This window comes from Ralstonia sp. 1138, assembly GCF_040544795.1.
Classification (GTDB): Bacteria; Pseudomonadota; Gammaproteobacteria; order Burkholderiales; family Burkholderiaceae; genus Ralstonia; species Ralstonia flatus.
Genome location: NZ_JBEPKQ010000001.1, coordinates 1,172,829 through 1,196,798 on the forward strand (window position 1 = coordinate 1,172,829; position 23,970 = coordinate 1,196,798).

Below are 23,970 nucleotides of genomic sequence, written 5' to 3' on the forward strand. Positions count from 1 at the left end.
GAGGTCAGGCCACCATCAGGCGCGGCAGCCACAGCACGCCGAATGACACGGCATTGGCGGCCGCGAGCACGCCCCACGCACGGGCGCTGGTCGGAAACAACACGCTCACGCTGATGATCACCGCCCACAGCGGCAGGCAGACGAGCAGTGCCCCGATGACGCCGCTTTCCCAGCCCCCCGGCAGCCACAGGATCGCCAGCGTGCACAGCGCAATCGACAGCGGCAGGCCCAGCACGGCACCGGCCAGCCACTTGGTGCCCATGCCGCTCATGACGGCGTCTCGCTGCTTGCGCGCCGTTGATGCGTCCACGCGCCGAACATGGGCCACAGCGACAAGGCCCCCGTGACCACCAGCGCCACGGCGATAACCGCCCCTGCCCAGCCGAGCACATCGTTCCACAGCACCACGGCGATGACCGAGAGCACACCGGCGATGCCGCACAGCAAGCGCCCGCGCAGGCGCGAGGCCGGTGCGAGCAACACTTGGTTGGGCGCGGCCGCATACAGGCAGCCCGCTGCAAGCAGCCCGAGCAGGAGGGCAATACCGTGCATGGCAGTGCTCAATTTAACTAAGAACACAAATGATAATGATTCGTATTAAAAATACAAGACGAGGCAGCATGACCTCGTAAGCGAAGGGGAGATGGGAGGTGCATGCGGCGGCCCTCATCGCCGCACGCCAGATTGTCAGGACAGCGCTGCCTCGACGAAGTGCAGGCGATCCTGCCCCCAGAACATCTCGTCGCCGACAAAGAACGTGGGCGCGCCAAACACGCCGCGCGCCACCGCTTCCTCGGTCGTTTTGCGCAGAGCCTGCTTGATGCGGTCGTCCCGCATAAGCTCCAGCATCAGCGCCGGGGAGATGCCTGCCGCTTCCAGCACCGCAGCCAGCTCCTGCAGATCGCCAAGATTGCGCGGATGCTCGAACATCGCGCTGAAGATGGCGGCGAGGTAGCGGTGGAATTCCGCGTCGCTGCGCAGTTGCATGCCGACCGCACCGCGCATCAATTGCAGCGTGTTGATCGGAAAGTGCGGGTTCTGCTGGATCGGCACACCAAAGTGTTTCGCCCAGCGCTCCAGATCCACATTGGAGTAGTGGCCCTTGGCGGGAATCGTCGCCGGGCTGCTGTTGCCTGTGGCCTGAAATACGCCGCCCAGCAGCATCGGACGCCAGACGATCTCCGCGCCCGTGGCCTGCGCGATCTTCGGCAACTGGTGATAGGCCAGGTAGCTGTAAGGGCTGCCGACATCGAAGAAGAATTCGACCTGCTTCATGTGTGTGTCTCCTGGTGTTGTGATGTTGTGATGTTGCGCTGGGTTGGAGCGGGTGCCTACCAACGCTCGATCCAGGGCCGCAGGTCGAGTTCATGCGTCCACGCGTCGCGCGGCTGCGTGTGCAGATACCAGTAGTTTTCGGCGATGTGCTCGGGGTTGAGGATGCCGTCCTGGTCTTTCAGCGCGTAGCGCTCCGGAAAGTTGTCGCGGATGAACGCGGTGTCGATGGCGCCGTCGACCACCACATGCGCCACGTGTATCCCCTTCGGGCCCAGCTCGCGCGCCATGCTCTGGGCCAGCGCGCGCAACGCATGCTTGGCGCCCGCAAACGCCGCAAAGTTGGCCGCGCCGCGCATGCCGGCCGTCGCACCCGTGAAAAGGATCGTGCCGCGCCCGCGCGTGACCATGCGCCTGGCCACTTCGCGCCCCGCCAGGAAACCCGAGAAACACGCCATCTCCCAGATCTTGAAGTACTTGCGCGCGGTCTCTTCCAGGATGCTGCTCGGTACGTTGGCGCCAATGTTGAAGACCATCACTTCGATGGGCCCGACGTCGCGTTCGATGTCGTCGACGAGCTTGATGACGTCGTCTTCCTTGCGCGCGTCGGATGCGAAGCCCTGCGCCTGCCCGCCTTCCGCGCGGATCGCCTCGACCAGCGGCTGGAGCTTGTCAGCCGAGCGGCGCGTGACGCAGGCGATGTAGCCCTCGCGCGCAAAGCGTCTGGCGATGGCGCCGCCCGTGGCGTCTCCGGCGCCGATGACGAGCGCCGCCTTGTTGTTGCTTGTCTCCATGTCCACCTCGTTTATAAAATAACGATCGTTACGGAAAACAAAATTATGCTACTGGTTGCATAGTGTCAAGCGGGAACGTGCAGGGGAAAACATGCGATACCAGCCCGGTCACAAGGAAGAAAAGCGCAAGGCGCTCCTGAAGGCCACCGGCCGCAAGGTCAAGGAGAACGGCTTTGCCGCGACCGGCGTCGACGCGCTCGCGCAGGCGGCTGGCATGACCAGCGGCGCGTTCTACAGCCACTTCGGCTCCAAGTCGGATTGGCTCAAGGCGTTGATCGAGGCCGAACTGGCCTCCAGCCGGGAGATGTGGGCCGGCAATCCCCATGACACCGCTGAAGATTGGCTGCGCTTCGAACTGGACCGCTACCTGTGCCTCGCCCACGTCAAGCATCCCGAGGCCGGCTGCGCCGTGCCCGGCCTTGCCGCGGAGATCGCCCGCGCCGACGCGTCAGTCCGCGCGCTGTATCAGGAAGAGATGCGCAAGGGGCACGCGATCCTCGCGCAGCGTCTGGGGGACGACGATGCTGCGTGGGCGATGATTGCGCAGCTGGTGGGTGCCATCCATATCGCGCGGGCCATGCCTGACGAGGCCATGCAGCGCATGATCGTGGAGGCGAGCAAGCGGTTTCTGCAGGACGCCGTGACGCGCCTTGCCGCCAAGTCCTGACGGACGATCGACGCTACTGCAGGTTGCCCCAGCGCGGCACGGCGGGCTCGGCGTTGGCCCATTGCCATGTGCTGCCGTTCTGACACGCGTAAATCGTGTAGCCGGCCCCCGGCGCGTTCTTGGGCGCGAGCGCTTCCTGAACGGTGAGCACCGCTTCGCGGCACGTGGCCAGCGGTGTCGTGAACGTGCGCACGAGTACGACCTGGCCGTGCGCCTTGGTGAAACCCATCATGCGTTCGAGCGACCAGTTGAGCGAAGGCGTGCTGTCACTCAACCGCCCGACGGCCATGGCGAGGGCATCCTGCTCGCTGGCGGCCCATTTGCGCGTCGCATATTTGATGGATGCATCGGTCGCGGCGTTGACCGATACCGCCACGCCATAGGCCACCGCAGGGTTGCCCGTGACGGTGCCGGTGGCCACGCCCGCTGCGGCGCCGGTCAACGGCCCGACCGACGAGCAGCCTGCCATCAAGCCACCCACCATGCCCGCACACGCTGCGACAAGCCAGCGCCCGCGGCTCATTGCAGCGATCCCCATCGCGCCGTGGCGGGTTCCGCCGTCGCCCACTTCCATTGCTTGCCGTCATGGCAGATCGACGCGACGAAGAAGTCGACCTTCGCCGCACCGTCTTCAACGCCGTCCACGGTGAAGAGGATTTCCTTGCAGTTGACGAGCGGCCCGTTGATCGAACGCGTGACCACGACACGACCGTGTTCATCGGGCTCCAGGGGAATGCGGTGCTTGATCTGCCAGTTGCCGACGGTGTTGTCGGCCAGCGCCCCGGCGATCTGCGCGATGTGGTCTTGGGTTTCGGTGTGGACCACGCGCTGGCTGTGTTGCAATGCGGCCCGTGCGCCGGCTTGTACGCCCAGGCCGATGCCGGTGGCCACGGCCGCATTGTCGGTCACCTTGGCGGCGAGGGCTGCACCGCCGATACCGGCCGCGGTGGTGGTGCCTTCCGACATCAGCGAACTGCAGCCGCTGAGTGCCAACGTGCTCAGGGCGAGCGCGCTGCCCAGCATCCGGGCAGATGCGAACCGTGGTGTGCGCATGTGTGGACTTCCAAATCTGCAACAGAGCGAATTCTAAAGGACACAGCGGCCCGCAAACGGCGATGCGGCGCGGTTTCTCACAATTGTTTTGAGTTGTGCCGCGCTCGCATTCAGCTGCTTGTCAGCGACGCACACAGCCTTCTGCTGGTTTGAACCGATATCGTGCGATATGGAATCGCTTGACATGTGCATATGCACTGATAAACTGCAGCGCATGTCGCAGTTGCCTGAAACCCCCAAGTGCACCGCGCTCGCCGTCCGTCAGGCGGCGCGTTATGTCACGCAGCTTTACGACCGCCATCTGGGCGAGGTCGGACTCACGTCGTCGCAGTTTTCGGTGCTCGTCGCAATTGCCACGGCCGCCGCTGAACCGACGATGGCGTCGGTGGCCGAAGCCTTGGTGATGGATCGAACCACCCTCGTGCGCGCACTGCAACCGATGCAGCGCGATGGCTTGCTCGTCCAGAAGGCCGCATCCACAGGACGTGCGACGGCGTTGCATTTGACGCCGCGGGGGCTGGCGCTGCTCAAAGCCGCCGAGACGCATTGGCGGGCGGCGCAGCAGGAGATTGACGACAAATTCGGGGCTGAGCGGGCCAGCGCGCTTCGCGAAGCGCTGTTTGCCCTCACCATGGCTTGAACCCGCGCCGGGCAACGGCGCATTTTTTTGCAGTAAAACTGTGCATATGCACACATGGAGATCGACATGGATATCAGAGGCAAGACCATTCTTGTGACGGGCGCCAATCGTGGCTTGGGAAGGCAGTTCACGCAGGCGCTGCTGGCCGCCGGTGCGGCCAAGGTCTACGCGGGTGCCCGCGACCCGCAGTCCGTCACGCAGCCTGGCGTAGAGGCCGTGCGCCTCGACGTAACCGACGCGGAGTCGATCGCCGCCGCAGCAGCAGCGCTGACGGACGTGGATGTGGTCATCAATAACGCAGGCATCATGCAGCCGGCGTCCTTGCTTGCCTCCGGCGACATCGGCGCGATCCACAAGATCTTCGACGTGAACGTGTGGGGCCTGCTGGCTGTCACGCAGGCGTTTGCGCCGGTGCTCAAGCGCAACGGCGGCGGCGTCGTTGTCAATGTGCTGTCGGTACTGAGCTGGGTGGCGCTGCCGGGCAGTGGGGCCTACAGCGCATCGAAAGCCGCGGCCTGGGCGCTCACCAATGGCTTGCGGCACGAGCTGCGCAGCCAGGGGACGCGCGTGGTCGGTGTGCACCCGGCCTACATCGATACCGACATGACAGCGGGCGTGACTGCACCGAAGTCGACCCCCGAGCAGGTCGTTGCGGAAGTGCTGCGCGCACTCGCGGACGGCCGCGACGAGGTGCTCGTCGATGACGTTGGCCGCAACGTGAAGCAATCGCTTTCGAGCGCAGCGCCCGCTTACCTCGCGGCCTGATTGGTGACGTGCATGGCGGGGCGTTCGGTCTCGCCGCACATCTGCCGTCGATAGCGTTCGGGCGAGAACCCGACCTGCTTGCGGAACATCGCAATGAACGCCGACGGTGCTCCGTAGCCGAGCGCGAGCGCAATGTCCTGCACCGATCGATCTTCCTTGAGCCACACCAGCGCCCGCAGCAGGCGCACGCGGTTGCGCCATTGCACGAAGCTCATGCCGAGTTCGGTCTGGAAGCGGCGCGCAAGGGTTCGTTCGGTGCTGTGCACGCGCTCCGCCCATTGCTGCAGCGTGGTGGTGTCGGCCGGGTCCAGGCGGATGGCTTGCAGGATGGGCTCCAACTGGCGGTCGGTGCTGTCGGGCAGGTAGCTGTCGGCGTGGCCCGCACGCACCAACGTTTCGACCAGCAATTCGAACTGGCGCAAGTCCCACTCGTCAGCCATGGCGGTGACGCGGCGCGTGGCGAAGTCTTCGAACAGCGCACGCACCAGCGGCGTTTGCGGAATCAGGCAGGCCACGGGCGGCAGCCGCTGCGCGAGTGGCTCGGCCATGTAAACCGAAAGGAAATCCGTCGCCTGCCGGATCGATGCCGAATGCGGCCGGTTGGCCGGCACCCAGATCACGTATTCGGCAGGCGCCGTCAGACGGCGGCCATCGACCACCACCTCCATCAAACCGAGGCTGATTCGATTGATCTGGCCCCACGGGTGCGTGTGCGGCTCGATATCGGTTTCGGGCTCGAAATGGTCGTAGCGAAAGTAGAACGGAGCGCCCTTCGGCACGCGCAGATCGGCTTCGCGGTAGGCGGTGTACGGGGTGTCGGCCACGGTTGTCGCGTTCGAGGGGTGAGGTTGTCTGGTTTGCAGTATATGCTTTGAACCGGACATGACTACACTGCGGTCTTCCAGTGCTCGAGGAGGCCGCTGTGCCTGTGCTGTATCCCTTGCTGGCGGTGCTGATCTGGGCCGCCAACACGATCGTGTCGAAAGCCGCGGCCGGCGTTGTGGACCCGGCGGCCATTTCGTTCTACCGGTGGTTGCTGGCGGCCGCCGTGCTCACGCCGTTTTGCGCGCGGCCGCTATGGCGCCAGCGTCGTGCCGTGTTGGCCCGGTGGCGTCCCTTTGCGGTGCTCGCGCTGCTGGGCATGGTGATGTACCAGTGCCTGGCGTATTACGCCGCGCACAGCACGAGCGCGACCAACATGGGCGTGATCGGCGCCCTGATCCCGATGCTGGGGCTGACCCTGAACGTGGTGGTATTTCGTCAGCCGGTCGGGGCGCAGGCCGTGACCGGCGTGGTGGTGTCGCTCCTGGGCGTGCTGTATCTGCTGGGGCGCGGCGAGCCGGCCAACCTGTTCGACGGCGGCATCAACCATGGCGACGTACTCGTGCTTGCCGGCGCCACGGCCTACGCGCTCTACAACATCCTCTATCGCCGTTGGGCGCTGCCGTTCGGGCAGTGGATCAACCTGTACGTCCAGGTGCTCATGGCCGTCGTCATGCTCGTGCCGGTGGCCATGACGGCGCACAGCCTGGCCGTGCCCGCCAAGGGCATCGGGCTGGTGGTGTTTGCGGGTATTGCCTCGTCCATCGTCGCGTCGTATCTGTGGATGCAGGGGCTCAAGCGCATCGGCAGCGAACGCACGGCGGTGTTGATGAACCTGATGCCCGTCTTCACGGCCGGCATGGCTGCGGTGATGCTGGGCGAAACGGTGCACGGCTATCACTGGATCGGCGGCGGCCTCGTCCTGCTGGGCGTGAGCCTGGCGCAAGGCATCGTCCGGCTGCCGATGGGCCGTTCGGGATTGAGCGCCCGTTAGTTTTTTTCGGCCGCGCCGCGTGGGGGTTGGCGGTAAAATCGAACACGTTGGCGGGCGCATGATGGCGCCCGTTCCGTGTTTCAGAACCACATTCGCCAGACCATCGCCAGACCATGAAGCGCAACGCCGGAGCCGTCACTGTCGATGATGTTGCCGCGCATGCGGGCGTGTCCATCAAGACCGTCTCCCGCGTGCTGAACCACGAGCCGAACATCAGCGAGAAGACGCGTGCGAAGGTGGTCGAGGCGATGCAGACGCTCGACTACCGGCCCAACCCGGCTGCGCGGCGACTGGCCAGCAAGCGCGCCGACATCATCGCGCTGGTCTACGACAACCCCTCCGACAACTACATCGTCAACATCCAGCACGGCGCGCTCGAAGCCTGCCAGGCGCTCGATTACAGCCTGCTGCTCACGCCGTGCAACTACCGCGATCCGAACCTCGCCGACCAGATCATCCAGAGTGCGCGCCAGCGTGCCCTGGCCGGCATCATCCTGACGCCGCCGGTGTCGGACGTGCCGTCGCTGATCACGGCGCTGGATGAAGCCGGTATCGACTACGTGCGCCTGGCCCCTGCCGATCGCGAGCACAAGGGGTTGTCCGTCAACACCGAAGACCGCGCCGCCGCGCGCGACATGACGCTGCACCTCATCGGGCTCGGCCACCGTCGCATCGGTTTCGTGGTGTGCGACCCCGCCCACGGCGCGGCGTATCAGCGCGTATTCGGCTATCGCGATGCGATGGCGCAGGCCGGCATCGAAGTCGACGAACGGCTGGTCGAGCAGGGCGAGCACTCGTTCGAATCGGGCGTCGCCTGCGCTGAGCGGCTGCTGTCTTGCGAGCCGCGCCCGACCGCCATCTTTGCCGGCAACGACGACATGGCCGCCGGCGTGCTCCGGGTGGCCCAGGCACGCGGCATCAAGGTGCCGGAAGAACTCTCCATTTGCGGCTACGACGACACGCCGCTCTCACGCCAGCTCTGGCCGGCGCTCACCACCGTGCGCCAGCCGATCCAGGCGATGGCGCATGCGGCTGTGGAACAACTCATCGCAATTCATCGCCCGCACCTGCCGGGGCTGAAGCCGCATTCGGTGCACGAGAATTTGCAGTATGAGCTGGTGATTCGGGAATCGACCTGCGCGCCGGCGCTTTAAGGCGGGGCCCTCTTCCGTTGAAGAAGGCATGGCATCTTGTGCTTGGGTATGCACATCCCTTGTTTCTCCACATTCCCCACTAGTCAACCCACACTCTGAAGGGTGGTGGCCGAAGGTTCGAGCCATTATCGTAAGGCGCCCGGATTTTGCCCGTCCGTACTCTCGCGGCGCTTGAAGTTTGACGCGGAACTGTCGAAAATCGCTATGTTGACTGGGCAATCATCTGATGTTGGGTGTCAAATGGGGTTTAGTTTCACCTATTTCACATTTGAGTTTGCCCGGTTCACTAAGCGGTAATAATTTTTGCTGCTTCATAGTAAGCAGCGATAGGCATCCGACCCATAGCGCCCAGCGTAATCAATCGGAAGGCGCATTAAGTGATCTATGATGCACTTATATGCAAGTGATCGGCAATTTTTAGGACGGGAGAGGTAATGAAGAACATTAATCCGGCGGCGTATGATGGTGGCGAGCTATTTGATTTTGATTTGCAAGCCTTCGTTGCGCGCTGCTGGAAGCTACGGCGGCAGATCATTTTGCTTGCGGCCATATTTTCCGCATTGATTTTTGCGCTCTCATTTTGGATGGGCCGTCAGTATTCCAGCGAAGGGTTCATGCGTGCACCGCGTAAATTTGCGGAATACAACGTGCAGAAGGCAGCGTTCTGGGATCGCGACACGCTGCGCCGCTATCTCGAAGAAAACAAGAAACTCGACGATGCAAACGGTCAGTATTTGCTCGGCAATCTAAGCGAAGGATTTGTCCAGGCACATCTACAGGCGGTTCTCCCGTTGTCGAAAGATGATCTGCGTTACGTGACCGACGCGAAAGGGGTCCTCGACGCTGTTGGCATTCTAGGGTTCTCGATCACGTTCAAGGATCGAGTGGCGGAGAACGCGCAGGCGCGTGTTCAACTGATGGGCGACTACATCAAGGACACCATGCTGAGCGAAGATCTGATGGATACGATCTACACCAAAGCGGGGGAAGCCAAGGCGAAGAGGCAACAGATCGACAACCTGATTATCCAGAAGAGGTTGGCTTTGGCCCAGGCCTCGAGCCGGCTCGAAGCGGCCCGTCTGATCGCAGGCAAGTACCCCGAAGCATCGAAGATGGAAGCGCGCCAATTGCTGTCGACCGGCAGCGACAACAGTGCGTCGCGTTATCTGTCTCCAATGGCACAGCTCGTTGGCATCGAGACCGAAATTGCTGACCTGAAATCGCAACTCACGTTGCTGGAACGCGACGCAGAGCAGAATGCGCTGCGTAGCGAATTCTACGAACGCATTGACCAAGGCACCCGACAGGCTAAGACCGGGAGCGCGTTGCTGGCCGAGTTCGTGAAGACGGCCCAGGCCGTGTTTGCTGGCAAAGACCTCAAAGACGACAAGACGCGCGAGATCTATAACCAGTTCATGGTGATTGCCGAGCAGATGCGCAACAAGCACATCTCAGAGGCGCGCTTTGTTTCGGGCCCAACGTTGCCGGAATACCGTTCGGGGCTGAGTTCGCTTGCTCTGGCGCTGCTTTCGCTGATCGGCGGTGTCCTGCTCGCGAGCCTGATTGTGCTGTTGGTTGACAAGGTTCGGACATCCAGCGGCGTTCAGGGTAACGCTGCCCTGGATGAAGGCGTTGGATCAGAAGAAGACAGTTTGCGGCCGGTTCGCATCGCTTGATTTTCCTGCGCCCCACGCAAAGGCCCGGCTGATTGCCGGGCCTTTTGCATGGAGCGCTATTGCGTTACGTTGATCAACGCATACAAATCATCCTGCGGCTCATACCCCAGCAGCTCACGCCCGGTCTCCAGACCCCAATCCATTCCACGGTTGTTCGACACGCCGTTCACGACGATAGCCGGTGCCGGCCAGCGCGCCGGGTCGGCTGTGACAGAGCACAGGAAAAGTCGGCGCAGATCCCCATTCGATAGCCACATGTTGCGGAACCAGCGCAGTGCGACGCGGCTGGCTTCGTCGGGCAACTCGGTCGGCACAGGCGTGTCGGCGGTGCCGGAATAGTTGATGTCGTTGGGGTCGTTCTCGTCGGGCAGGGCCCAGCCGATGCGCAGCGACACGATCGACAGCTTGCCGCCATTGGCCTTTGAGACGGCGCCTACAGCGTTGCACAGACGTTCGCCCATGGCCTTGGATGTTCCGTAGGCCAGTGAGTAGACGTCTTCCGTGCCGTTATTCCAGCGCGTGCCTGGAGCAGGGGCCAACTCTGCGGTGAGTTTGCCGGGGCCGATGGTGCCGGCCAGGGGTTGGTCCTTGTATGCGCCCATCGCGTGGTTGGACGAGGCAAACACGAAGCGGCGCACACCGTGCGTGGCCGCGGCCTGCAGCACGTTGAGCGTCATGCCGTACGAGGCCAGCGCCTGTTCCCACGTTGCGTCCGGCGTGGAGTGGATGGCGGCCAGGTGGATGACCGCATCGACGTTGCCGAGCAGCTCCGTCCATGCGCCATCGGCTTGCGTGAGGTCGGCCTTGACCCATTGAAAACGTTCGGCCGCTTGCGGCGAAAACTCGACGTTCTGGGCAACCCAGTCGACGCCGATGATGGACGTGCACCACGGGGCGGAGGCCAGGGCCTCGACGACCTTGCGGCCCAGGTTGCCGGCCACGCCGGTCACAAGAACGCGAGCAGGGGTTTGGTAGTCAGCCACGATGTCGAATTCCGTTCGGGATGAGGAGAAAAAAGGACGGTCGGCGGCCGGCGCTGCAACGTCGCGCGCCGCCGTGTCGTTCCGGATCAGGGAGGGGGGGGCCGGATGGGCCCTGGAGTGATGTGGAGCGAGTCGCCGTCAGCCCCGATTGGAGCCCGACAGCACGTCGATCAGCACCGCGACAACCAGCACCACGCCCTTGACGATCATCTGCCATGAGGCGTCGACGTTCATCTGCTGCATGCCGTTGTCGAGGCTGGCCATGACGAGCGCGCCGATCAGTGCGCCGTACACGGTGCCCGAGCCGCCGCGCATCGACGTGCCGCCGATGAAGCAGGCGGAGATGGCATCCAGTTCGCCGCCCACACCGGCGGAGGGCGATCCCGCGGCCGAACGCGCGGTGGTGATGATGCCCGCGAAGGCGCACATCAGGCCCATCAGCACGAACACCAGCAGCTTGACGCGGCCGACGTTCACGCCGGACAGGCGTGTGGCCTCCATGTTGCCGCCCACCGCATAGACGTGACGGCCGAAGACCGTTTGTGTCGCGACGTACGAGAAGATGGCCAGCAGCACGAGCAGGATCAGCACCGGCAGCGGCACGCCGCTGGCCTGGTTGAGTACTGCGACAAAGCCGAACGAGGCGGCAGCGATGGCCAGGAGCTTCAGCCCGTCGGCCCACATCGGCGTGAGCGAGAGCGACAGGCGTGCGCGCTCCCGACGGCGGCGCACGGTCAGCACAATCGAACCCGCCACGATCACAGCCGCCAGCGACCACGCCAGCCATGCCGGCACGAAGCTCTGCGCGAGGTTGCCGAGGTCATCGGGCACCGGGGCGATGGTCACGCTGTCGGTGCTCCACTGCAGCAGGCCGCGGAACGCCAGCATGCCGCCCAGGCCGACGATGAACGACGGCACGCGCAGCTTGGTCGTGATGAAACCGTTGACCACGCCAATGGCCGCGCCTGCAACGAGCACCGTCCCCACGGCCAACCACGTGTTCCAGCCCAGGTTGACGGTGAGGATGGCGACCAACCCGCCCAGCAAGCCAAGCAGCGAGCCGACGGAAAGATCGATTTCCCCCGCGATGATGACGAACACCATGCCGCAGGCCAGCATGCCCGTCACCGACATCTGCAGAAACAGGTTGGAAATGCTGTTCGGCTTGAGGAAAGTGCCGTTGGTCTGGAAGTAGAAGAAGACCCAGATGAGCGCCACGGCCAGCAGGAGCGCAAGCACCTTGTAGCGCACGAACAATTGCTGGATGGCGCGGCCGTCCAGGCGCGGGCCGCCACTGCCACCGTTCTGACGGGCGAGTTGGGATTGCAGGATATTGGACATGGCAATTCAAGCCGCTTGGCGGCCGGGTTCAGCGTTGATTGCAGCAGCCAGGATGCGCTCCTGGGTGAGGCCTTGGTTGACGAAGTCGCCGCGCAGCTGGCCTTCGCCCATGACCAGGACACGATCGCTCATGCCCAGGATTTCCGGCATCTCGGACGAGACCATGATGATGGCGACGCCGCTGGCGGCCAGGTCCGCAATCATCTTGTAGATGTCGTACTTGGAGCCGACGTCGACGCCCCGCGTCGGTTCGTCGAGGATCAGCACCTTCGGCATCGCCAGCACCATCTTCGTGACCACGGCCTTCTGCTGGTTGCCGCCGGAGAGACTGGCAATCGCCAGCGCCGGGCTGGCGGTCTTGATGCGCAGGCGTTTGATTTCGCGGTCGACGGTGGTGAGTTCGGCGCCCTTGTCGACGCGCAAGCCACGCGCGTATTGCGCCAGCGTGGCGAGCGTGATGTTCTCGCCCACGGCCATCAGCGGGACGATGCCGTGACGCTTGCGGTCTTCGGGTACGAGGCAGATGCCGGCGGCGATTGCATCCGCCGGTGAGCCGACCTTGACGGGCTTGCCCTCCATGAGGATCTCGGCGCTGGAGCGGCCGGGGTATGCGCAGAACAGCGCAGACACCATTTCCGTGCGCCCCGCGCCGACGAGGCCCGCCACGCCGAGAATCTCGCCGCGACGCACGGCAAAACTCACGCCGTCGGTGCGCTTGCGGTTGGGGTTGGTGACATCCCAGCAAGTGACGTTGCGGGCTTCCATCACCACTTCGCCCACCGTGTGTTCCACCTTCGGGAACAGCGACGTCATTTCGCGTCCGACCATCATCGTGATGATGTTGTCGATGGTCATGTCGGCGGCGGGGCGCGTGCCGATGTGCTTGCCGTCGCGGATGACGGTGACGGTGTCGCACACGCGCTTGACTTCATCGAGCTTGTGCGAGATGTACACGCACGCCACGCCGCTGCGCTTGAGGTCGTCGATGATGGACAGCAGCACCTCGATTTCCTTGGCGGACAGCGACGAGGTCGGCTCGTCCAGGATCAGCAGGCGCGCGTTCTTGGCGAGCGCCTTGGCAATCTCGAAAAGCTGCTGGTGGCCGCTGCCGTAGTTCATCACGGGCGCGGCCACGTTCACGTCGGTCAGGCGCAGGCGGGCGAGGAGTTCTTCCGCCTTGGCGTGCATGGCGTCGTAGTCCATGCGGCCCCCCGGCTTGGTGATCTCGTTGCCGAGGAAGATGTTCTCCGTGACGGAGAGCTGCTGCACCAGCATCAGTTCCTGATGGATGATGACGATGCCGGCGCGCTCGCTGTCGCGCACGGAATGCGCGCGCAGCGGCTCACCGTCCCACAGGATCTCGCCTTCGAAGGTGCCGTAGGGATAGACCCCCGACAGCACCTTCATGAGGGTCGATTTCCCGGCGCCGTTCTCCCCGCACAAACCGACGCACTCGCCCGGCTTCACTGCCAGGCTGACGCCGTCGAGCGCGCGCACACCGGAGAACGACTTCACGATGTTGCGCATCTCGAACAGGGTGCCGTTACTGCTCATGGCGTTCTCCTACTGACTACGACTAACCACTGCATCGGCGGCTTACTTGCCGAAGATCTGCTGATGCGTATAGAAGCCATCCTTGACGACGGTGCTGTCCAGGTTGTCCTTGGTCAGCAGCGTCGGGGTCAGCAGCACGGTGTCGACATCCTTCTTGCCGTTGTTCAGCTTGGTGTTGAACTTCGGCGCCGTGCCCTTCACGAGGTCGACGGCCATCTCGGCGGCGGTGGCGGCGATCTGCTTGATCGGCTTGTACACCGTCATGGCCTGCGTGCCTTCGGCCACGCGCTTCACGGCGGCCAAGTCGGCGTCCTGGCCCGACACCGGCACCTTGCCCGCCAGCTTCTGGCGTGCCAGCGCCTGGATCGCGCCGCCGGCCGTGCCGTCGTTGGAGGCCACGATGCCCTGGATGTTGTTGTTGTTCGCGGTCAGCGCGTTCTCGACAATGTTCTGCGCCTTGGAGGGGTCCCACTCCGGCGTCCACTGCTCACCGACGATCTTGATGTCGCCCTTGTCGACGTACGGCTTGAGCACCTTCATCTGGCCTTCGCGCAGCAGGCGTGCGTTGTTGTCGGTCGCGGCGCCGCCCAGCAGGAAGTAATTGCCCTTCGGTGCGAGCTTGACCACGCCCTGCGCCTGCAGCTCGCCCACCTTCACGTTGTCGAAGGTCACGTAGCCGTCGATGTCGGCGTTCAGGATCAGGCGGTCATACGACACCACCTTGATGCCTTTCTTCTTGGCGCTGGCAATGGCGTTGCCCAGCACCTTGGAGTTGAAGGGCACGATCACGAGCACGTCGACGTTCTGGGCGATCAGGTTTTCGATCTGGGCGATCTGCTTGGCTTCGTTGGCGTTGGCCGACTGCACGTTGACGGTCGCGCCCAGCTTCTTGGCCGATTCGACGAAGTAATCGCGGTCGTGCGTCCAGCGCTCCACGCGCAGGTCGTCGATCGAGAAGCCGATGACCGGCGCTTCCTTGCTGGCATGGGCCGCGGTGGCGGCGAAGGTCAGGACCGCCGCAGCGGCGAGGGTATTCAGTACGCGGGAAATCATGAAAGGTCTCCTAGTGTGCGCAAGTGCGTTCTTAGAACGTGACGCCGGTCTTCAGGCCGACGACGAAGGCATTCTTGTTTTGCGAAGTGCCGCCCGGATGAAGGATGTACTGCAGATTAGGACGGAAGTACACAGACTTCACCGGCGACCAGCTGTAATACAGCTCGCTCACGTATTCGTAGCCGTCACCCACCACGGTATTGGCGCCGGTGCGGGCATTCGTCTGACGGACAAAGTCGGCATAGCGGCCGTTATTGTGCGTGGCACCCACGGCAAAGCCGACGGTGTCGGACAGGCGATCGAACGGTCCCTTGTACTGCACGCCCACCGAGATCTGGTGATCGGTCTGCGCCGTGTTGCGATCGGCCTGCGAGAAGTTCAGGAACACCGTGGCGCCGCGTCCGTCGGGCGCACCCGTGATCTGCTGCTGCAGGTTCAGGTAGACGCCGTACTGGCCGTTGCGCTGCTTGGCGTCCAGGCCGGTGATGCCGCGGGCGTTGCCGTTCACGTCTTCGTACAGGTCTTTGCCGTTCGAGGTGTTGTACCAGACGCCTGCGCGGTACGTGCCCGGGCGGCCCTCGATGGTGGGCATCCAGCCGAATTCCAGCGGAATCAGCGCGCCGGTGGTGCCGCCGGGGTTGTTCAGCTTCCAGCCGTTGCGGCGGGCCCAGCCGTCATCCACGTAGTTCGGGTTGACCTGGTACACGCCGATCTGCGCATAGGTTTCGGCCGAGGTGTGCACCTTGGCGCGTGCGCCCCACTGGCTGGTCGGCCAGTTCACCCAGTAGCCGCCCACCAGGTTGCCCGGCTGCGAGCCGCAGAACGTCAGGTTCTGGAAATCGCACGAGAACGAGAAGAAGTCTTCACCCACCGTCACGCGGCCTGCCTTGATTTCCAGGCGGTCGTTGAGCAGCTTCTGGTTCAGCCAGAACTGCGTCAGGTGCCAGGTCTGGCCGCGGCCATAGACTTCCTGGATCAGCATGTTGTTGCCGATGTTCGCGTCGCTGCCGAGGTTGCGGCCGTTGCGATCGGTGACGGTGGCCTGGAACGTGGCGCCCTGCCAGCCGACAAGTTTCTGCAGATCCAGCGCCGTACCGATGACCCATTGATCGGTGTAGCGCGTGAGATGTTCGGTACCGCCGCTGAAGTTGTGCGCAACTTCGCTGCCGTAACCGAGGTTGAAGGTCACGCCCTGTTCGGCCAGACGGGTGCGCAAGCCACCCCAGTCGCCGGTCAGATACGGGCTGGTGGTGATGTCATACGCGTGGGCACTGCCTGCGCCCAGCGCGAGTACGGCGGCTGCAATGGCCGACGCGCCGACGCGTTGACCAAAGCGCGTGTTGCGGGATTGACGACGTGCGGCCGGACGTGCGGCTTCAAGCTCCATGGACTGTCTCCTGATATTGGACCGACTGCCATGCATGACAGCGGTGTCAGCGTTCTCTTCGGAATCGTGTGGCGTGCCGACGGACGCAAGAATGGCCACAATTGACAGCGCTGTCAATCTCGGGGTTTGCCCTAGTTCGAGACCTATCCGCAACGCGTTGAAACGGTTGCCGGACGGATGTTGCGATGCGGAAATTTTTACATCGGGCGCAAGCGTCGCCACGGGCGCCGCGTTGCATGCATGGCATCGACCTTGCTCATGCTGCGCGCCGTTTCCTCAACCCACCGGAGGTGCCGATATGCAACGCGAAGATGTGACGGAAATGATCGTCCTGCAGAAGATCAAGAAGCAGTTGAGCTGGGCCCAGTTGGCCGAGGTGATCGGCCACAGCAAGGAGTGGAGCACTGCTGCGTTGCTCGGTCAGATGACGTTGACCGAAGCACAGGCCAAGGCCGTGGGCGCGGCATTGGATTTGTCGGAAGAGGCCGTCGCGCTGCTGCAGGTGCCGCCGTACAAAGGCTCGCTGCCGACGGCCGTGCCGACGGATCCGCTGATCTACCGCTTCTACGAACTCATCAGCGTGTACGGCACGACATTCAAGGCGCTGATCCACGAAGAGTTTGGCGACGGCATCATGAGCGCCATCGACTTCAACATGGATCTCCAGCGCGAGCCCGACCCCAAGGGCGATCGCGTGCGCATCGTCATGAGCGGCAAGTTCCTGCCCTACAAGACTTACTGAACCGTCACGCGCGGTCTTCGCTGTGGTCGCTGTGGTCGTGATCGTCGTGATCGTCGATCAGCGGCCGATGGCGGCGCGGCATCTCTGAGTCGAGCACGAGGCGGCCGTGCACGCGGCCCTTCATGCGCGTGACGTGATGCGTGCAGTCGTCCATGTGCGTACTCATGAGTTCACGCACGGTGTCGGCGTCGCGCGCGCGGGCCGCATCCAGAATCTGCCGGTGGAACTTCACGTTGGAGGCGCCGAACTTCGCGTGGTCCTTCGGCGAGGTTTCGTTGCCGAACACCACAAGCTGCCGAATCATCTCGTTGATCAGCTCGCAGCAGAACCGCAGCATCGGATTGGGATTGGCCGCGGCCAGGATGTCGTGAAAGCTCAGGTCTTCCTGGCGCTGGTCCAGCGGCGCCGCGGCTTTGGTCGACGCTGGGTCGCACAGGTCGATGGTGTGCTCGAGCGCCCGGAAATCGTCTTCGGTCAGATGCGGCACCGCGCCCGCGGCAAGTTCAGGCTCAAGCAGGCACCGCACGGTGTAGACGTCTGCAATGCCGATGTCTTTGAAGAACAGATAGTTCTGCATGAGCTGGAACGTGCGGTCCAACGGCACCTCAACGATGGTGCCGCCGCCGGCGGGCCCCGTGCTCACACTCACCAACCCCTGCACCTCCAACGACTTGAGCGCTTCGCGGATGGTCCCCTTGCTGACCCCGAAGGTCTCTTGCAGCTTGACCTCCTGCGGGAGCTTGTCTCCGGGCTTGAGGTTGCGCTGCGTGATCAGCCGCTTGAGTTCTTCGGCAACGAGGTCGGCGCGCTTTTGCTTGCGGATGCCGATCGACGCCGTCTTGCCTGCTCCGAGTGTGGCCATGGATGTCCGTTCCTTGTAGCGCGCATTCTAACTGCGGGGCCGCGTCGTGCCGACTGGCCAGCGTGGTGCATGTGTGCCCCGCAATCGTGCGTGCGCACCGGTTTTCCACATCGTCGTGCGGGGCGGCCGTGTCGCACACCTTGGAGTAAACACCGACGCCTTTGCCGTTGACGCATCGCCGATGCGGCTTCTATGATGATTTCGCCTATTTATCATAACAAATATAAAAAACTGGTCTGGTTCTTGCTCGACGTGATGGTCGGCGAAAACCTCGCCGGTCAAGGCCAGGAGGAAGCTGCCGCCGGTGGTGGCTCCGAGCGCTGTTCTGTATTCACACGAACTTGAGGAGTGCGCTTTGAATCGTCGAGATTTGCTCAAACTGGCGGCGCTGTCCGCCGTGCCCACGTCGCTGCTGCAGGCCCGTTCTGCGTGGGCTGCCGACGCCATCGAACTGGGCTGTCCGGTGCCGATGTCCGGCCCGTTTGCCGCCAACGGCAAATTCGCCGACCTGGGCATGAAACTGGCCGTGGAGCAGTACGGCAAGGTGCTGGGCCGCCCGTTGGCGTACAGCGTGCTCGACACCGAAGGCAAGCCGGCCACGGCCGTGCGCAAGGTCCAGGAACTCGCACAGCAGAAGAACGCGCGCTACTTCGCGGGCGGCATCCTGTCGTCCGAATCGCTGGCGATGGGCAAGGAGGCGGAGAAGTTCGGCGGGGTGTTCATCACCACCGCGGGCGCCGATGAAATTACCGGCAAGGACTGCAACCGGGCGACCTTCCGTTGGTCGGTGCCCACATACGGCGCCATCGAGCGCACCGTGCGCCCGCTGATCGAATCGATGCCCAAGGCCAAGCGCTGGTACACCATCACGCCGCAATACGTGTTTGGCGACGGGTTGCTGTCGGCGGCCAAGAACATCTTCAAGGAAAAGGGCATCGAGCATGTGGGCAACAGCTATCACGCGCTCACCGAGAAGGAATTCAGCGGCTACCTGACCAACGCGATGGCTGCCAAGCCCGACGTGCTGCTGATTCTGAACTTCGGCTCGCAATCGTCCGACACGCTGCGCCAGGCGGTGAGCTTCGGCATGAAGAAGAACACGACGATCCTGGTGGCGTGGGCGTCCGGCCTGGAGCAGTTCGAATCGCTCGGCGCCGACCTGTGCGACGGCGTGTACTTCGGCGCGCAGTACTGGCACGACGTCGATACGCCCGCCAACCGCGATCTGGTCAAGCGCACGCAGGCCGCGTTCAAGACCAACCCCAACTACAGCCTCGCCGGCTCCTACACCTGCACCAAGATCCTGCTCGACGCGATGGCCAAGGCCGGCAGCGCCGATCCGAAGGCCGTGATTGCCGCGCTGCAGGGTATGAAGTACGACGGCCTGACGGGCCCCGAAGAAATTCGCGCGGCCGACCACCAGGTGCTCAAGAACTACTACCTGCTCAAGGGCAAGCCCAAGAACCGCATGAAGGACAAGGACGACTTCGCCGAAGTGGTCGCCGTCGGCAAGGCCTTCCTGCCGGTCGAACAGACGCAGTGCAAGCTGGCCTGAGGGTCTGATCTGCGGCACGCCCGGCTGGCTTCAGCTGTTGAAGCACGGGCGCTTGTCTTCCTGAGTGCCATTTCGGTCAACGCAATGAACGTCTACCTGCTCCAGGTCGTCAACGGCGTGGGGATCGGCATGCTCTACTTCCTGCTGGCGGTGGGGCTGTCGATCATCTTCGGGCTGTTGCGCTTCGTCAATTTCGCCCACGGCGCGTTTTATGCGCTAGGCGCGTATCTCTGCTTCCAGGCCCTGCAGATGGGCATGGATTTCTGGCTGGCGCTCGTGCTCGCGCCCATCGTCATCGGCGCGCTGGCGTGGGTGACGGAGAAAGTGCTGCTGCGCCACGTCTATGCACAGGCGCACGAATTCCACATCCTCGTCACCGTGGGCCTGGCCCTGGTCGTGCAGGAACTCATCATCGTGGCGTGGGGGCCGCTGGGCGTCGATGTACCGGCGCCCGATGCCTTGCAGGGCGTGGTGATGTGGGGCGATTTCGTCTACCCAAAATACCGCCTGTTCGTCATCGGTTTTACCGCCGTGCTGGCGCTTGCGCTGTGGTGGCTGCTGGAGGGCACGCGCCTGGGCAGCGCGGTGCGTGCGGGCAGTGAATCGACCGAGATGGTCTCGCTGCTCGGCATCAACGTGTTCCGCCTGTTCAGCTTGATGTTTGCACTGGGCGCGGCGACGGCAGCGGTGGCCGGTGTGCTGGCTGCGCCCATTCGCGGCGCGGAACCCTTCATGGGCGTGGAGGCCCTCGGCGTCGCCTTCGTGGTTGTGGTGGTGGGCGGCATGGGCAGCTTTGCGGGAGCGCTGGTCGGCGGCCTGCTGGTCGGCATCGTGCAGAGCCTGATGAGCACGCTGTGGCCCGAGGGCGCGCGGCTGATGATCTACGTGGCGATGGCGGCCGTGCTGCTGCTGCGCCCGCACGGCCTGCTGGGGAGGGGATGATGCAAGCCGCATTCCATGGAATTTCGCGTCATCGCTTCTGGTGGCTGGCGCTGGGCGTGACGTTGCTGCTGCCGCTGGTGCTGAGGTCCGGCACATTGGCCACCGAAGTGCTCGTCTACGCGATGGCCGTGATGGCCTGCAACGTGCTGCTCGGCTACACGGGGCTGCTGTCGTTCGGGCAAGGGATCTTCTTCGGGCTCGGCAGCTACGCCGCGGGCATCGGCCTCACACAACTGGCGCTGCCGATGCCGGTGGCGCTTGTTCTGGCCGTGGTGGTGGGCGCGGTCGTGGCGGCGGTGGTCGGCTGGTTTGCCATCCGCCAGCGCGGCACGTACTTCGTCATGCTGACGCTGGCTTTCTCGCAGATGTTCTATTTCCTGGCCTACACCACGCCGTCGCTCACAGGCGGCGACAACGGCCTGCTCGACATTCCGCGTCCGGCATTTGCAGCGTCGCCGTGGGCGTTCTACGCGTTTGTCGCGGTGCTGTTCCTCGTCGTGTTCTTCCTCGTGCAGCGCGTGACGGAATCGGTGTTTGGCCGCACGCTGCTGGCCATTCGCGACAACGAAGAACGTGCGCTCGCCGTCGGCTACAACGTGCGCGCCTTCAAGCTGCTCGCGTTTGTCATCTCCGGTGCGGTGACGGGACTGGCGGGCGCCCTGCACGCCATGCTCACGGGCATCGCGCCGCTGGCCAATATCGACTACCACGTCAGCGAGATGATTCTGGTGATGACCGTTATCGGTGGCACGGGCAACGTGTTTGCCTCGGTGTTGGGCGCCGCGTTCTATGTGTTGCTGTCGGACTGGCTCTCGAGCCTGTGGCCGCGCTGGCTGATGCTGCTGGGCTTCCTCTTGATTGCGGTGAGCCTCTTCATGCAGCGCGGGCTGTTCGGGCTCGGGCAGAAGCTGTGGCAGCGCGTGCGCGCGCCGCGTCACGCACCGGCGGTGCAGGAGGAACGCGCATGACCACCACGCCCATCCTCCAGGCCACCGGCATCGTCAAGCAGTACGGCAAGTTCACCGCACTGGGCGGGGTCGATTTGCGCGTGATGCCCGGCACGGTCCACTCCGTCATCGGCCCGAACGGCGCGGGCAAGACCACGCTGTTCCACATGCTCACGGGTACGCGCATGATCACCAGCGGCACCATCATCTTCGATGGCCACGACGTGACGCGTGAAGCCGACTACCAGCGCGTGCAGCGCGGCATCGCACGTTCGTTCCAGGTGACGAGCCTGTTCCCGAGCCTGTCCGTGCGCGAGAACCTGCGCCTGGCCGCACTCGGCACCACGCCGCGTCGCGCCATGCACGGCTGGCGCCTGCCGCAGGGCGATCTGGCCTGCATCGATACGGTCGACCGCGTGCTCGATCGGCTCGAACTGCCGCGCCTGGCCGACACGCCGGCCGCCGCCCTTTCGCACGGACAGCAGCGGCGGCTGGAAGTCGGCATGGCACTGGCGGCCAACCCGCGCGCGATCTTTCTCGACGAGCCGACCTCCGGCATGGGCGTGGACGACCTGCCCGCCATGAAGGCGCTCATCCGCGGCTTGGCGCAGGACCACACGGTCGTGCTGATCGAACACAACATGGACATCGTGATGGACATCTCCGACACGATCACCGTCATGCAGCAGGGCAAGGTGCTCATGGAGGGCTCGCCCGACGCCGTGCGGTCGGACCCGCGCGTGCGCGCCGCGTATCTCGGCAACATGATCACGGGAGGCAAGAAATGACGACGACGGCGATTCTCGACGTTGCAGACCTCCACGGCTATTACGGCAAGAGCCACGTGCTGCAGGGCGTGGCGCTCACGGTGGGCGAGGGCGAACTCGTGACGCTGCTCGGCCGCAATGGCGCCGGAAAATCGACCACCCTGAAGACGATTGCCGGCGTGGTGACGCCGCGTGGCGGGCAGGTGCGCTTTCGCGGCAAGGACATCGCTGGGCAGCCGCCGCATCGCATTGCCGCGCAGGGCCTGTGCCTGGTGCCGGAGCATCGCGGCATCTTCAAGCTGCTGACGGTAGAAGAGAACCTCAAGCTCGGCGCGCGGCGGGATTCTCCGTGGCAGCTGGCCGACATCTACCGCATCTTCCCGCGCCTGCATGAGCGGCGGCGCAACGGCGGTGCCAACCTCTCCGGCGGCGAGCAGCAGATGCTGGCCATCGGCCGCGCGCTGATGAACCATCCGCGTCTGCTGATGCTCGACGAGCCGGTCGAAGGTCTGGCGCCCGTCATCGTGGAAGAGATCGTCGCGCAGCTGAAGGTCATCAAGCAGGCGGGCGTATCCATCCTGCTCGTCGAACAGAACCTCGAAGTCTGCACGCAGCTTGCCGATCGCCACGTGATCATCGAACAGGGCCGCGTGGTCTACACCGGCACCAACGAAGCCTTCCGCGCCGACGACGCCATCAAGGACCGCTACCTTGGCGTCGGCCTGGCCGCTTAAACGGACACATCATGACGACCACCCAACTCGACACCACGTTGCGCATCAACGGCGCGCGCCTGTGGGACACGCTCATGCAGCAGGCGCGCATCGGCGCCACGCCCAAGGGCGGCGTGCGCCGCCTGGCGCTGACCGATCTCGATCGGCAAGGCCGCGATTTCTTTGTGGCACAGGCCGAAGCCGCGGGCTGCACCGTGCGCGTGGACGCCATCGGCAACCTGTTCGCGCGCCGGCCTGGGCGCAACAACGCGCTACCGCCCGTCATGACCGGCAGCCATATCGACACGCAGCCGACCGGCGGCAAGTTCGACGGCAACTACGGCGTGTTCGCGGGCATCGAGGTCGTGCGCGCGCTCAACGATGCGGGCATCGAAACGGAAGCGCCCATCGAAGTGGCCGTGTGGACCAACGAAGAGGGTTCGCGCTTTGTGCCGGTGATGATGGGCTCCGGCGCGTTCATCGGCGAGTTTGCGCTGGACGCCGTGCTGGCCGCGCAGGACCGCGACGGCGTGGCTGTGGGCGAGGCGCTGCGCAGTATCGGCTACGCGGGGACCGAACCTGTCGGCGGCCGCCCCGTCGGTGCCTACTTCGAAGCGCATATCGAACAAGGGCCGGTGCTGGAGGCGCACGCCACGACCATCGGCGTGGTGACGGGCGCACTCGGCCAGCGGTGGTACGACGTGGTCTTGACCGGCATGGAAGCGCACGCCGGCCCCACGCCGATGGAGCTGCGCCGCGATGCGTTGCTGCCCGCTGCAGAACTCGTCGGCATTGCCAACCGCATCGCGCTCGAGCGCCCGCCGCATGCGCGCGCCACGGTGGGCTGCCTGAGCGTGCATCCGGATTCGCGCAACGTAATTCCGGGCCAGGTATCGATGACGATCGACTTTCGCGCGGCCGACGACGCGGTGTTGTCCGACATGGATGCGGCACTGCATGAGGCGGTGGCGGAGTTGCGCACACGCAGCGGCATCGACATCGCATTGCGCCAGGTCGTCTACTTCCCGCCGCAGCCGTTTGACGCCACGCTGGTGAACGCGGTGCGCAGCGGCGCGCGGCAGTTGGGGTTGTCGGAGATGGACGTGATCAGCGGCGCAGGCCATGACGCGGTCTATCTGGCGCGCGTGGCCCCCACCGCGATGATCTTCGTGCCGTGCAAGGACGGCATCAGCCACAACGAGATCGAAGACGCCCGCCCCGAACATCTGGAAGCCGGGGCCAACGTGCTGCTGCACGCAATGCTGCAGGCCGCTGGCCGCGTTTGAC

General features: G+C 64.2%; 27 protein-coding genes. 14 read left to right on the forward strand and 13 right to left on the reverse strand.

Annotated features, from left to right (window positions below):
• Positions 1–4 precede the first annotated feature (4 nt).
• The 4 genes from ABIC76_RS05095 to ABIC76_RS05110 all read right to left on the reverse strand — a co-directional run bounded on the left by ABIC76_RS05095 (position 5) and on the right by ABIC76_RS05110 (position 2,066).
• A complete protein-coding gene (locus tag ABIC76_RS05095) occupies positions 5–271 on the reverse strand; it encodes a hypothetical protein (protein ID WP_102065605.1) in 267 nt (88 codons plus the stop codon).
• On the reverse strand, positions 268–552 hold the full coding sequence (locus tag ABIC76_RS05100; RefSeq protein WP_354533182.1) for a hypothetical protein: 285 nt from the start codon (positions 550–552) through the stop codon (positions 268–270). Before ABIC76_RS05100 ends, ABIC76_RS05095 begins: the two co-directional genes overlap by 4 nt.
• Positions 553–687: 135 nt before the next feature.
• Positions 688–1,275: a 2-hydroxychromene-2-carboxylate isomerase gene (locus tag ABIC76_RS05105; protein WP_354533183.1), complete on the reverse strand. Its 588-nt coding sequence runs from the start codon at positions 1,273–1,275 to the stop codon at positions 688–690.
• A 56-nt stretch (positions 1,276–1,331) separates the two neighbouring features.
• On the reverse strand, positions 1,332–2,066 hold the full coding sequence (locus ABIC76_RS05110) for an SDR family oxidoreductase (protein ID WP_354533184.1): 735 nt from the start codon (positions 2,064–2,066) through the stop codon (positions 1,332–1,334).
• Positions 2,067–2,157: 91 nt separating this feature from the next.
• Between ABIC76_RS05110 and ABIC76_RS05115 the strand changes: the two genes are divergently transcribed.
• On the forward strand, positions 2,158–2,733 hold the full coding sequence (locus ABIC76_RS05115) for a TetR/AcrR family transcriptional regulator (protein WP_354533185.1): 576 nt from the start codon (positions 2,158–2,160) through the stop codon (positions 2,731–2,733).
• A 13-nt stretch (positions 2,734–2,746) separates the two neighbouring features.
• On the opposite strand, the gene ABIC76_RS05120 is transcribed toward ABIC76_RS05115, so the two are convergent.
• A complete protein-coding gene (locus ABIC76_RS05120) occupies positions 2,747–3,256 on the reverse strand; it encodes a hypothetical protein (RefSeq protein ID WP_257878128.1) in 510 nt (169 codons plus the stop codon).
• On the reverse strand, positions 3,253–3,786 hold the full coding sequence (locus tag ABIC76_RS05125; protein ID WP_428984909.1) for a hypothetical protein: 534 nt from the start codon (positions 3,784–3,786) through the stop codon (positions 3,253–3,255). Before ABIC76_RS05125 ends, ABIC76_RS05120 begins: the two co-directional genes overlap by 4 nt.
• A gap of 214 nt (positions 3,787–4,000) precedes the next feature.
• On the opposite strand from ABIC76_RS05125, the gene ABIC76_RS05130 reads away from it, so the two are divergent.
• Together ABIC76_RS05130 and ABIC76_RS05135 are read left to right on the forward strand one after the other, a co-directional pair.
• Positions 4,001–4,426, forward strand: coding sequence for a MarR family winged helix-turn-helix transcriptional regulator (locus ABIC76_RS05130; protein ID WP_354533549.1), 426 nt, complete (start codon positions 4,001–4,003; stop codon positions 4,424–4,426).
• Positions 4,427–4,492: 66 nt separating this feature from the next.
• Entirely contained in the window at positions 4,493–5,191 is a 699-nt protein-coding gene (locus ABIC76_RS05135) for an SDR family oxidoreductase (protein ID WP_354533186.1), read from the forward strand.
• Here the strand turns inward: ABIC76_RS05135 and ABIC76_RS05140 are convergent.
• Positions 5,176–6,015 carry an AraC family transcriptional regulator gene (locus tag ABIC76_RS05140; RefSeq protein WP_354533187.1) on the reverse strand — a complete coding sequence of 280 codons (840 nt, stop codon included), beginning with the start codon at positions 6,013–6,015 and terminating at the stop codon, positions 5,176–5,178. The two genes, ABIC76_RS05135 and ABIC76_RS05140, sit on opposite strands and share 16 nt — an antisense overlap.
• 98 nt (positions 6,016–6,113) lie before the next feature.
• Between ABIC76_RS05140 and ABIC76_RS05145 the strand changes: the two genes are divergently transcribed.
• The 3 genes from ABIC76_RS05145 (at position 6,114) to ABIC76_RS05155 (ending at position 9,837) form a co-directional block, all read left to right on the forward strand.
• Positions 6,114–7,007: a DMT family transporter gene (locus ABIC76_RS05145; RefSeq protein WP_354533188.1), complete on the forward strand. Its 894-nt coding sequence runs from the start codon at positions 6,114–6,116 to the stop codon at positions 7,005–7,007.
• A gap of 113 nt (positions 7,008–7,120) precedes the next feature.
• Complete coding sequence (locus ABIC76_RS05150) at positions 7,121–8,161, forward strand: LacI family DNA-binding transcriptional regulator (protein WP_354533189.1); 1,041 nt, start codon at positions 7,121–7,123, stop codon at positions 8,159–8,161.
• Positions 8,162–8,595: 434 nt separating this feature from the next.
• Positions 8,596–9,837: a GumC domain-containing protein gene (locus ABIC76_RS05155; RefSeq protein ID WP_354533190.1), complete on the forward strand. Its 1,242-nt coding sequence runs from the start codon at positions 8,596–8,598 to the stop codon at positions 9,835–9,837.
• Positions 9,838–9,893: 56 nt separating this feature from the next.
• On the opposite strand, the gene ABIC76_RS05160 is transcribed toward ABIC76_RS05155, so the two are convergent.
• From ABIC76_RS05160 to ABIC76_RS05180, 5 genes are all read right to left on the reverse strand, one after another.
• Positions 9,894–10,820: an NAD-dependent epimerase/dehydratase family protein gene (locus tag ABIC76_RS05160; protein ID WP_354533191.1), complete on the reverse strand. Its 927-nt coding sequence runs from the start codon at positions 10,818–10,820 to the stop codon at positions 9,894–9,896.
• A gap of 138 nt (positions 10,821–10,958) precedes the next feature.
• Positions 10,959–12,161: a sugar ABC transporter permease gene (locus tag ABIC76_RS05165; RefSeq protein WP_102065595.1), complete on the reverse strand. Its 1,203-nt coding sequence runs from the start codon at positions 12,159–12,161 to the stop codon at positions 10,959–10,961.
• Positions 12,162–12,167: 6 nt separating this feature from the next.
• A complete protein-coding gene (locus ABIC76_RS05170) occupies positions 12,168–13,715 on the reverse strand; it encodes a xylose ABC transporter ATP-binding protein (protein ID WP_354533192.1) in 1,548 nt (515 codons plus the stop codon).
• Positions 13,716–13,757: 42 nt separating this feature from the next.
• Entirely contained in the window at positions 13,758–14,768 is a 1,011-nt protein-coding gene (xylF, locus tag ABIC76_RS05175; protein ID WP_102065594.1) for a D-xylose ABC transporter substrate-binding protein, read from the reverse strand.
• A 31-nt stretch (positions 14,769–14,799) separates the two neighbouring features.
• Entirely contained in the window at positions 14,800–16,155 is a 1,356-nt protein-coding gene (locus ABIC76_RS05180) for a carbohydrate porin (protein WP_027679690.1), read from the reverse strand.
• A 298-nt stretch (positions 16,156–16,453) separates the two neighbouring features.
• On the opposite strand from ABIC76_RS05180, the gene cynS reads away from it, so the two are divergent.
• The gene (cynS, locus tag ABIC76_RS05185; protein WP_027679691.1) at positions 16,454–16,897 is read left to right on the forward strand and encodes a cyanase; all 444 of its coding nucleotides are present in this window, start codon (positions 16,454–16,456) and stop codon (positions 16,895–16,897) included.
• A 4-nt stretch (positions 16,898–16,901) separates the two neighbouring features.
• Here the strand turns inward: cynS and ABIC76_RS05190 are convergent, their stop codons facing one another.
• Positions 16,902–17,759 carry a FadR/GntR family transcriptional regulator gene (locus ABIC76_RS05190; RefSeq protein WP_102065592.1) on the reverse strand — a complete coding sequence of 286 codons (858 nt, stop codon included), beginning with the start codon at positions 17,757–17,759 and terminating at the stop codon, positions 16,902–16,904.
• A 192-nt stretch (positions 17,760–17,951) separates the two neighbouring features.
• Here ABIC76_RS05190 and ABIC76_RS05195 point away from each other — a divergent pair, with 192 nt between their 5' ends.
• The 7 genes from ABIC76_RS05195 (at position 17,952) to ABIC76_RS05225 (ending at position 23,969) form a co-directional block, all read left to right on the forward strand.
• Positions 17,952–18,104: a hypothetical protein gene (locus ABIC76_RS05195; RefSeq protein WP_304540374.1), complete on the forward strand. Its 153-nt coding sequence runs from the start codon at positions 17,952–17,954 to the stop codon at positions 18,102–18,104.
• 10 nt (positions 18,105–18,114) lie between these two features.
• Positions 18,115–19,314 (forward strand): ABC transporter substrate-binding protein, encoded by a 1,200-nt coding sequence (locus ABIC76_RS05200; protein ID WP_102065591.1) that lies wholly within the window; start codon positions 18,115–18,117, stop codon positions 19,312–19,314.
• Between the two features lie 84 nt (positions 19,315–19,398).
• Positions 19,399–20,256, forward strand: a complete 858-nt coding sequence (locus ABIC76_RS05205) for a branched-chain amino acid ABC transporter permease (protein WP_009240143.1) — start codon at positions 19,399–19,401, stop codon at positions 20,254–20,256.
• Positions 20,256–21,224, forward strand: coding sequence for a branched-chain amino acid ABC transporter permease (locus ABIC76_RS05210; RefSeq protein ID WP_045218988.1), 969 nt, complete (start codon positions 20,256–20,258; stop codon positions 21,222–21,224). The genes ABIC76_RS05205 and ABIC76_RS05210 overlap by 1 nt, the downstream gene beginning before the upstream one ends.
• Positions 21,221–21,991 (forward strand): ABC transporter ATP-binding protein, encoded by a 771-nt coding sequence (locus tag ABIC76_RS05215; protein WP_354533193.1) that lies wholly within the window; start codon positions 21,221–21,223, stop codon positions 21,989–21,991. Before ABIC76_RS05210 ends, ABIC76_RS05215 begins: the two co-directional genes overlap by 4 nt.
• On the forward strand, positions 21,988–22,704 hold the full coding sequence (locus ABIC76_RS05220; RefSeq protein ID WP_045218983.1) for an ABC transporter ATP-binding protein: 717 nt from the start codon (positions 21,988–21,990) through the stop codon (positions 22,702–22,704). The genes ABIC76_RS05215 and ABIC76_RS05220 overlap by 4 nt, the downstream gene beginning before the upstream one ends.
• 11 nt (positions 22,705–22,715) lie before the next feature.
• Positions 22,716–23,969, forward strand: coding sequence for a Zn-dependent hydrolase (locus tag ABIC76_RS05225; RefSeq protein ID WP_354533194.1), 1,254 nt, complete (start codon positions 22,716–22,718; stop codon positions 23,967–23,969).
• Position 23,970: the final 1 nt, after the last annotated feature.

Coding starts and splice junctions, on each gene's coding strand:
- ABIC76_RS05220 (WP_045218983.1), top strand. CDS start 21,988: ATGACGACGACGGCGATTCTCGACGTTGCAGACCTCCACGGCTATTAC.
- ABIC76_RS05195 (WP_304540374.1), top strand. CDS start 17,952: ATGATGATTTCGCCTATTTATCATAACAAATATAAAAAACTGGTCTGG.
- xylF (WP_102065594.1), bottom strand. CDS start 14,768: ATGATTTCCCGCGTACTGAATACCCTCGCCGCTGCGGCGGTCCTGACC.
- ABIC76_RS05210 (WP_045218988.1), top strand. CDS start 20,256: ATGCAAGCCGCATTCCATGGAATTTCGCGTCATCGCTTCTGGTGGCTG.
- ABIC76_RS05165 (WP_102065595.1), bottom strand. CDS start 12,161: ATGTCCAATATCCTGCAATCCCAACTCGCCCGTCAGAACGGTGGCAGT.
- ABIC76_RS05105 (WP_354533183.1), bottom strand. CDS start 1,275: ATGAAGCAGGTCGAATTCTTCTTCGATGTCGGCAGCCCTTACAGCTAC.
- ABIC76_RS05120 (WP_257878128.1), bottom strand. CDS start 3,256: ATGAGCCGCGGGCGCTGGCTTGTCGCAGCGTGTGCGGGCATGGTGGGT.
- ABIC76_RS05190 (WP_102065592.1), bottom strand. CDS start 17,759: ATGGCCACACTCGGAGCAGGCAAGACGGCGTCGATCGGCATCCGCAAG.
- ABIC76_RS05095 (WP_102065605.1), bottom strand. CDS start 271: ATGAGCGGCATGGGCACCAAGTGGCTGGCCGGTGCCGTGCTGGGCCTG.
- cynS (WP_027679691.1), top strand. CDS start 16,454: ATGCAACGCGAAGATGTGACGGAAATGATCGTCCTGCAGAAGATCAAG.
- ABIC76_RS05205 (WP_009240143.1), top strand. CDS start 19,399: ATGAACGTCTACCTGCTCCAGGTCGTCAACGGCGTGGGGATCGGCATG.
- ABIC76_RS05115 (WP_354533185.1), top strand. CDS start 2,158: ATGCGATACCAGCCCGGTCACAAGGAAGAAAAGCGCAAGGCGCTCCTG.
- ABIC76_RS05170 (WP_354533192.1), bottom strand. CDS start 13,715: ATGAGCAGTAACGGCACCCTGTTCGAGATGCGCAACATCGTGAAGTCG.
- ABIC76_RS05100 (WP_354533182.1), bottom strand. CDS start 552: ATGCACGGTATTGCCCTCCTGCTCGGGCTGCTTGCAGCGGGCTGCCTG.
- ABIC76_RS05125 (WP_428984909.1), bottom strand. CDS start 3,786: ATGCGCACACCACGGTTCGCATCTGCCCGGATGCTGGGCAGCGCGCTC.
- ABIC76_RS05225 (WP_354533194.1), top strand. CDS start 22,716: ATGACGACCACCCAACTCGACACCACGTTGCGCATCAACGGCGCGCGC.
- ABIC76_RS05135 (WP_354533186.1), top strand. CDS start 4,493: ATGGATATCAGAGGCAAGACCATTCTTGTGACGGGCGCCAATCGTGGC.
- ABIC76_RS05150 (WP_354533189.1), top strand. CDS start 7,121: ATGAAGCGCAACGCCGGAGCCGTCACTGTCGATGATGTTGCCGCGCAT.
- ABIC76_RS05180 (WP_027679690.1), bottom strand. CDS start 16,155: ATGGAGCTTGAAGCCGCACGTCCGGCCGCACGTCGTCAATCCCGCAAC.
- ABIC76_RS05155 (WP_354533190.1), top strand. CDS start 8,596: ATGAAGAACATTAATCCGGCGGCGTATGATGGTGGCGAGCTATTTGAT.
- ABIC76_RS05110 (WP_354533184.1), bottom strand. CDS start 2,066: ATGGAGACAAGCAACAACAAGGCGGCGCTCGTCATCGGCGCCGGAGAC.
- ABIC76_RS05130 (WP_354533549.1), top strand. CDS start 4,001: ATGTCGCAGTTGCCTGAAACCCCCAAGTGCACCGCGCTCGCCGTCCGT.
- ABIC76_RS05215 (WP_354533193.1), top strand. CDS start 21,221: ATGACCACCACGCCCATCCTCCAGGCCACCGGCATCGTCAAGCAGTAC.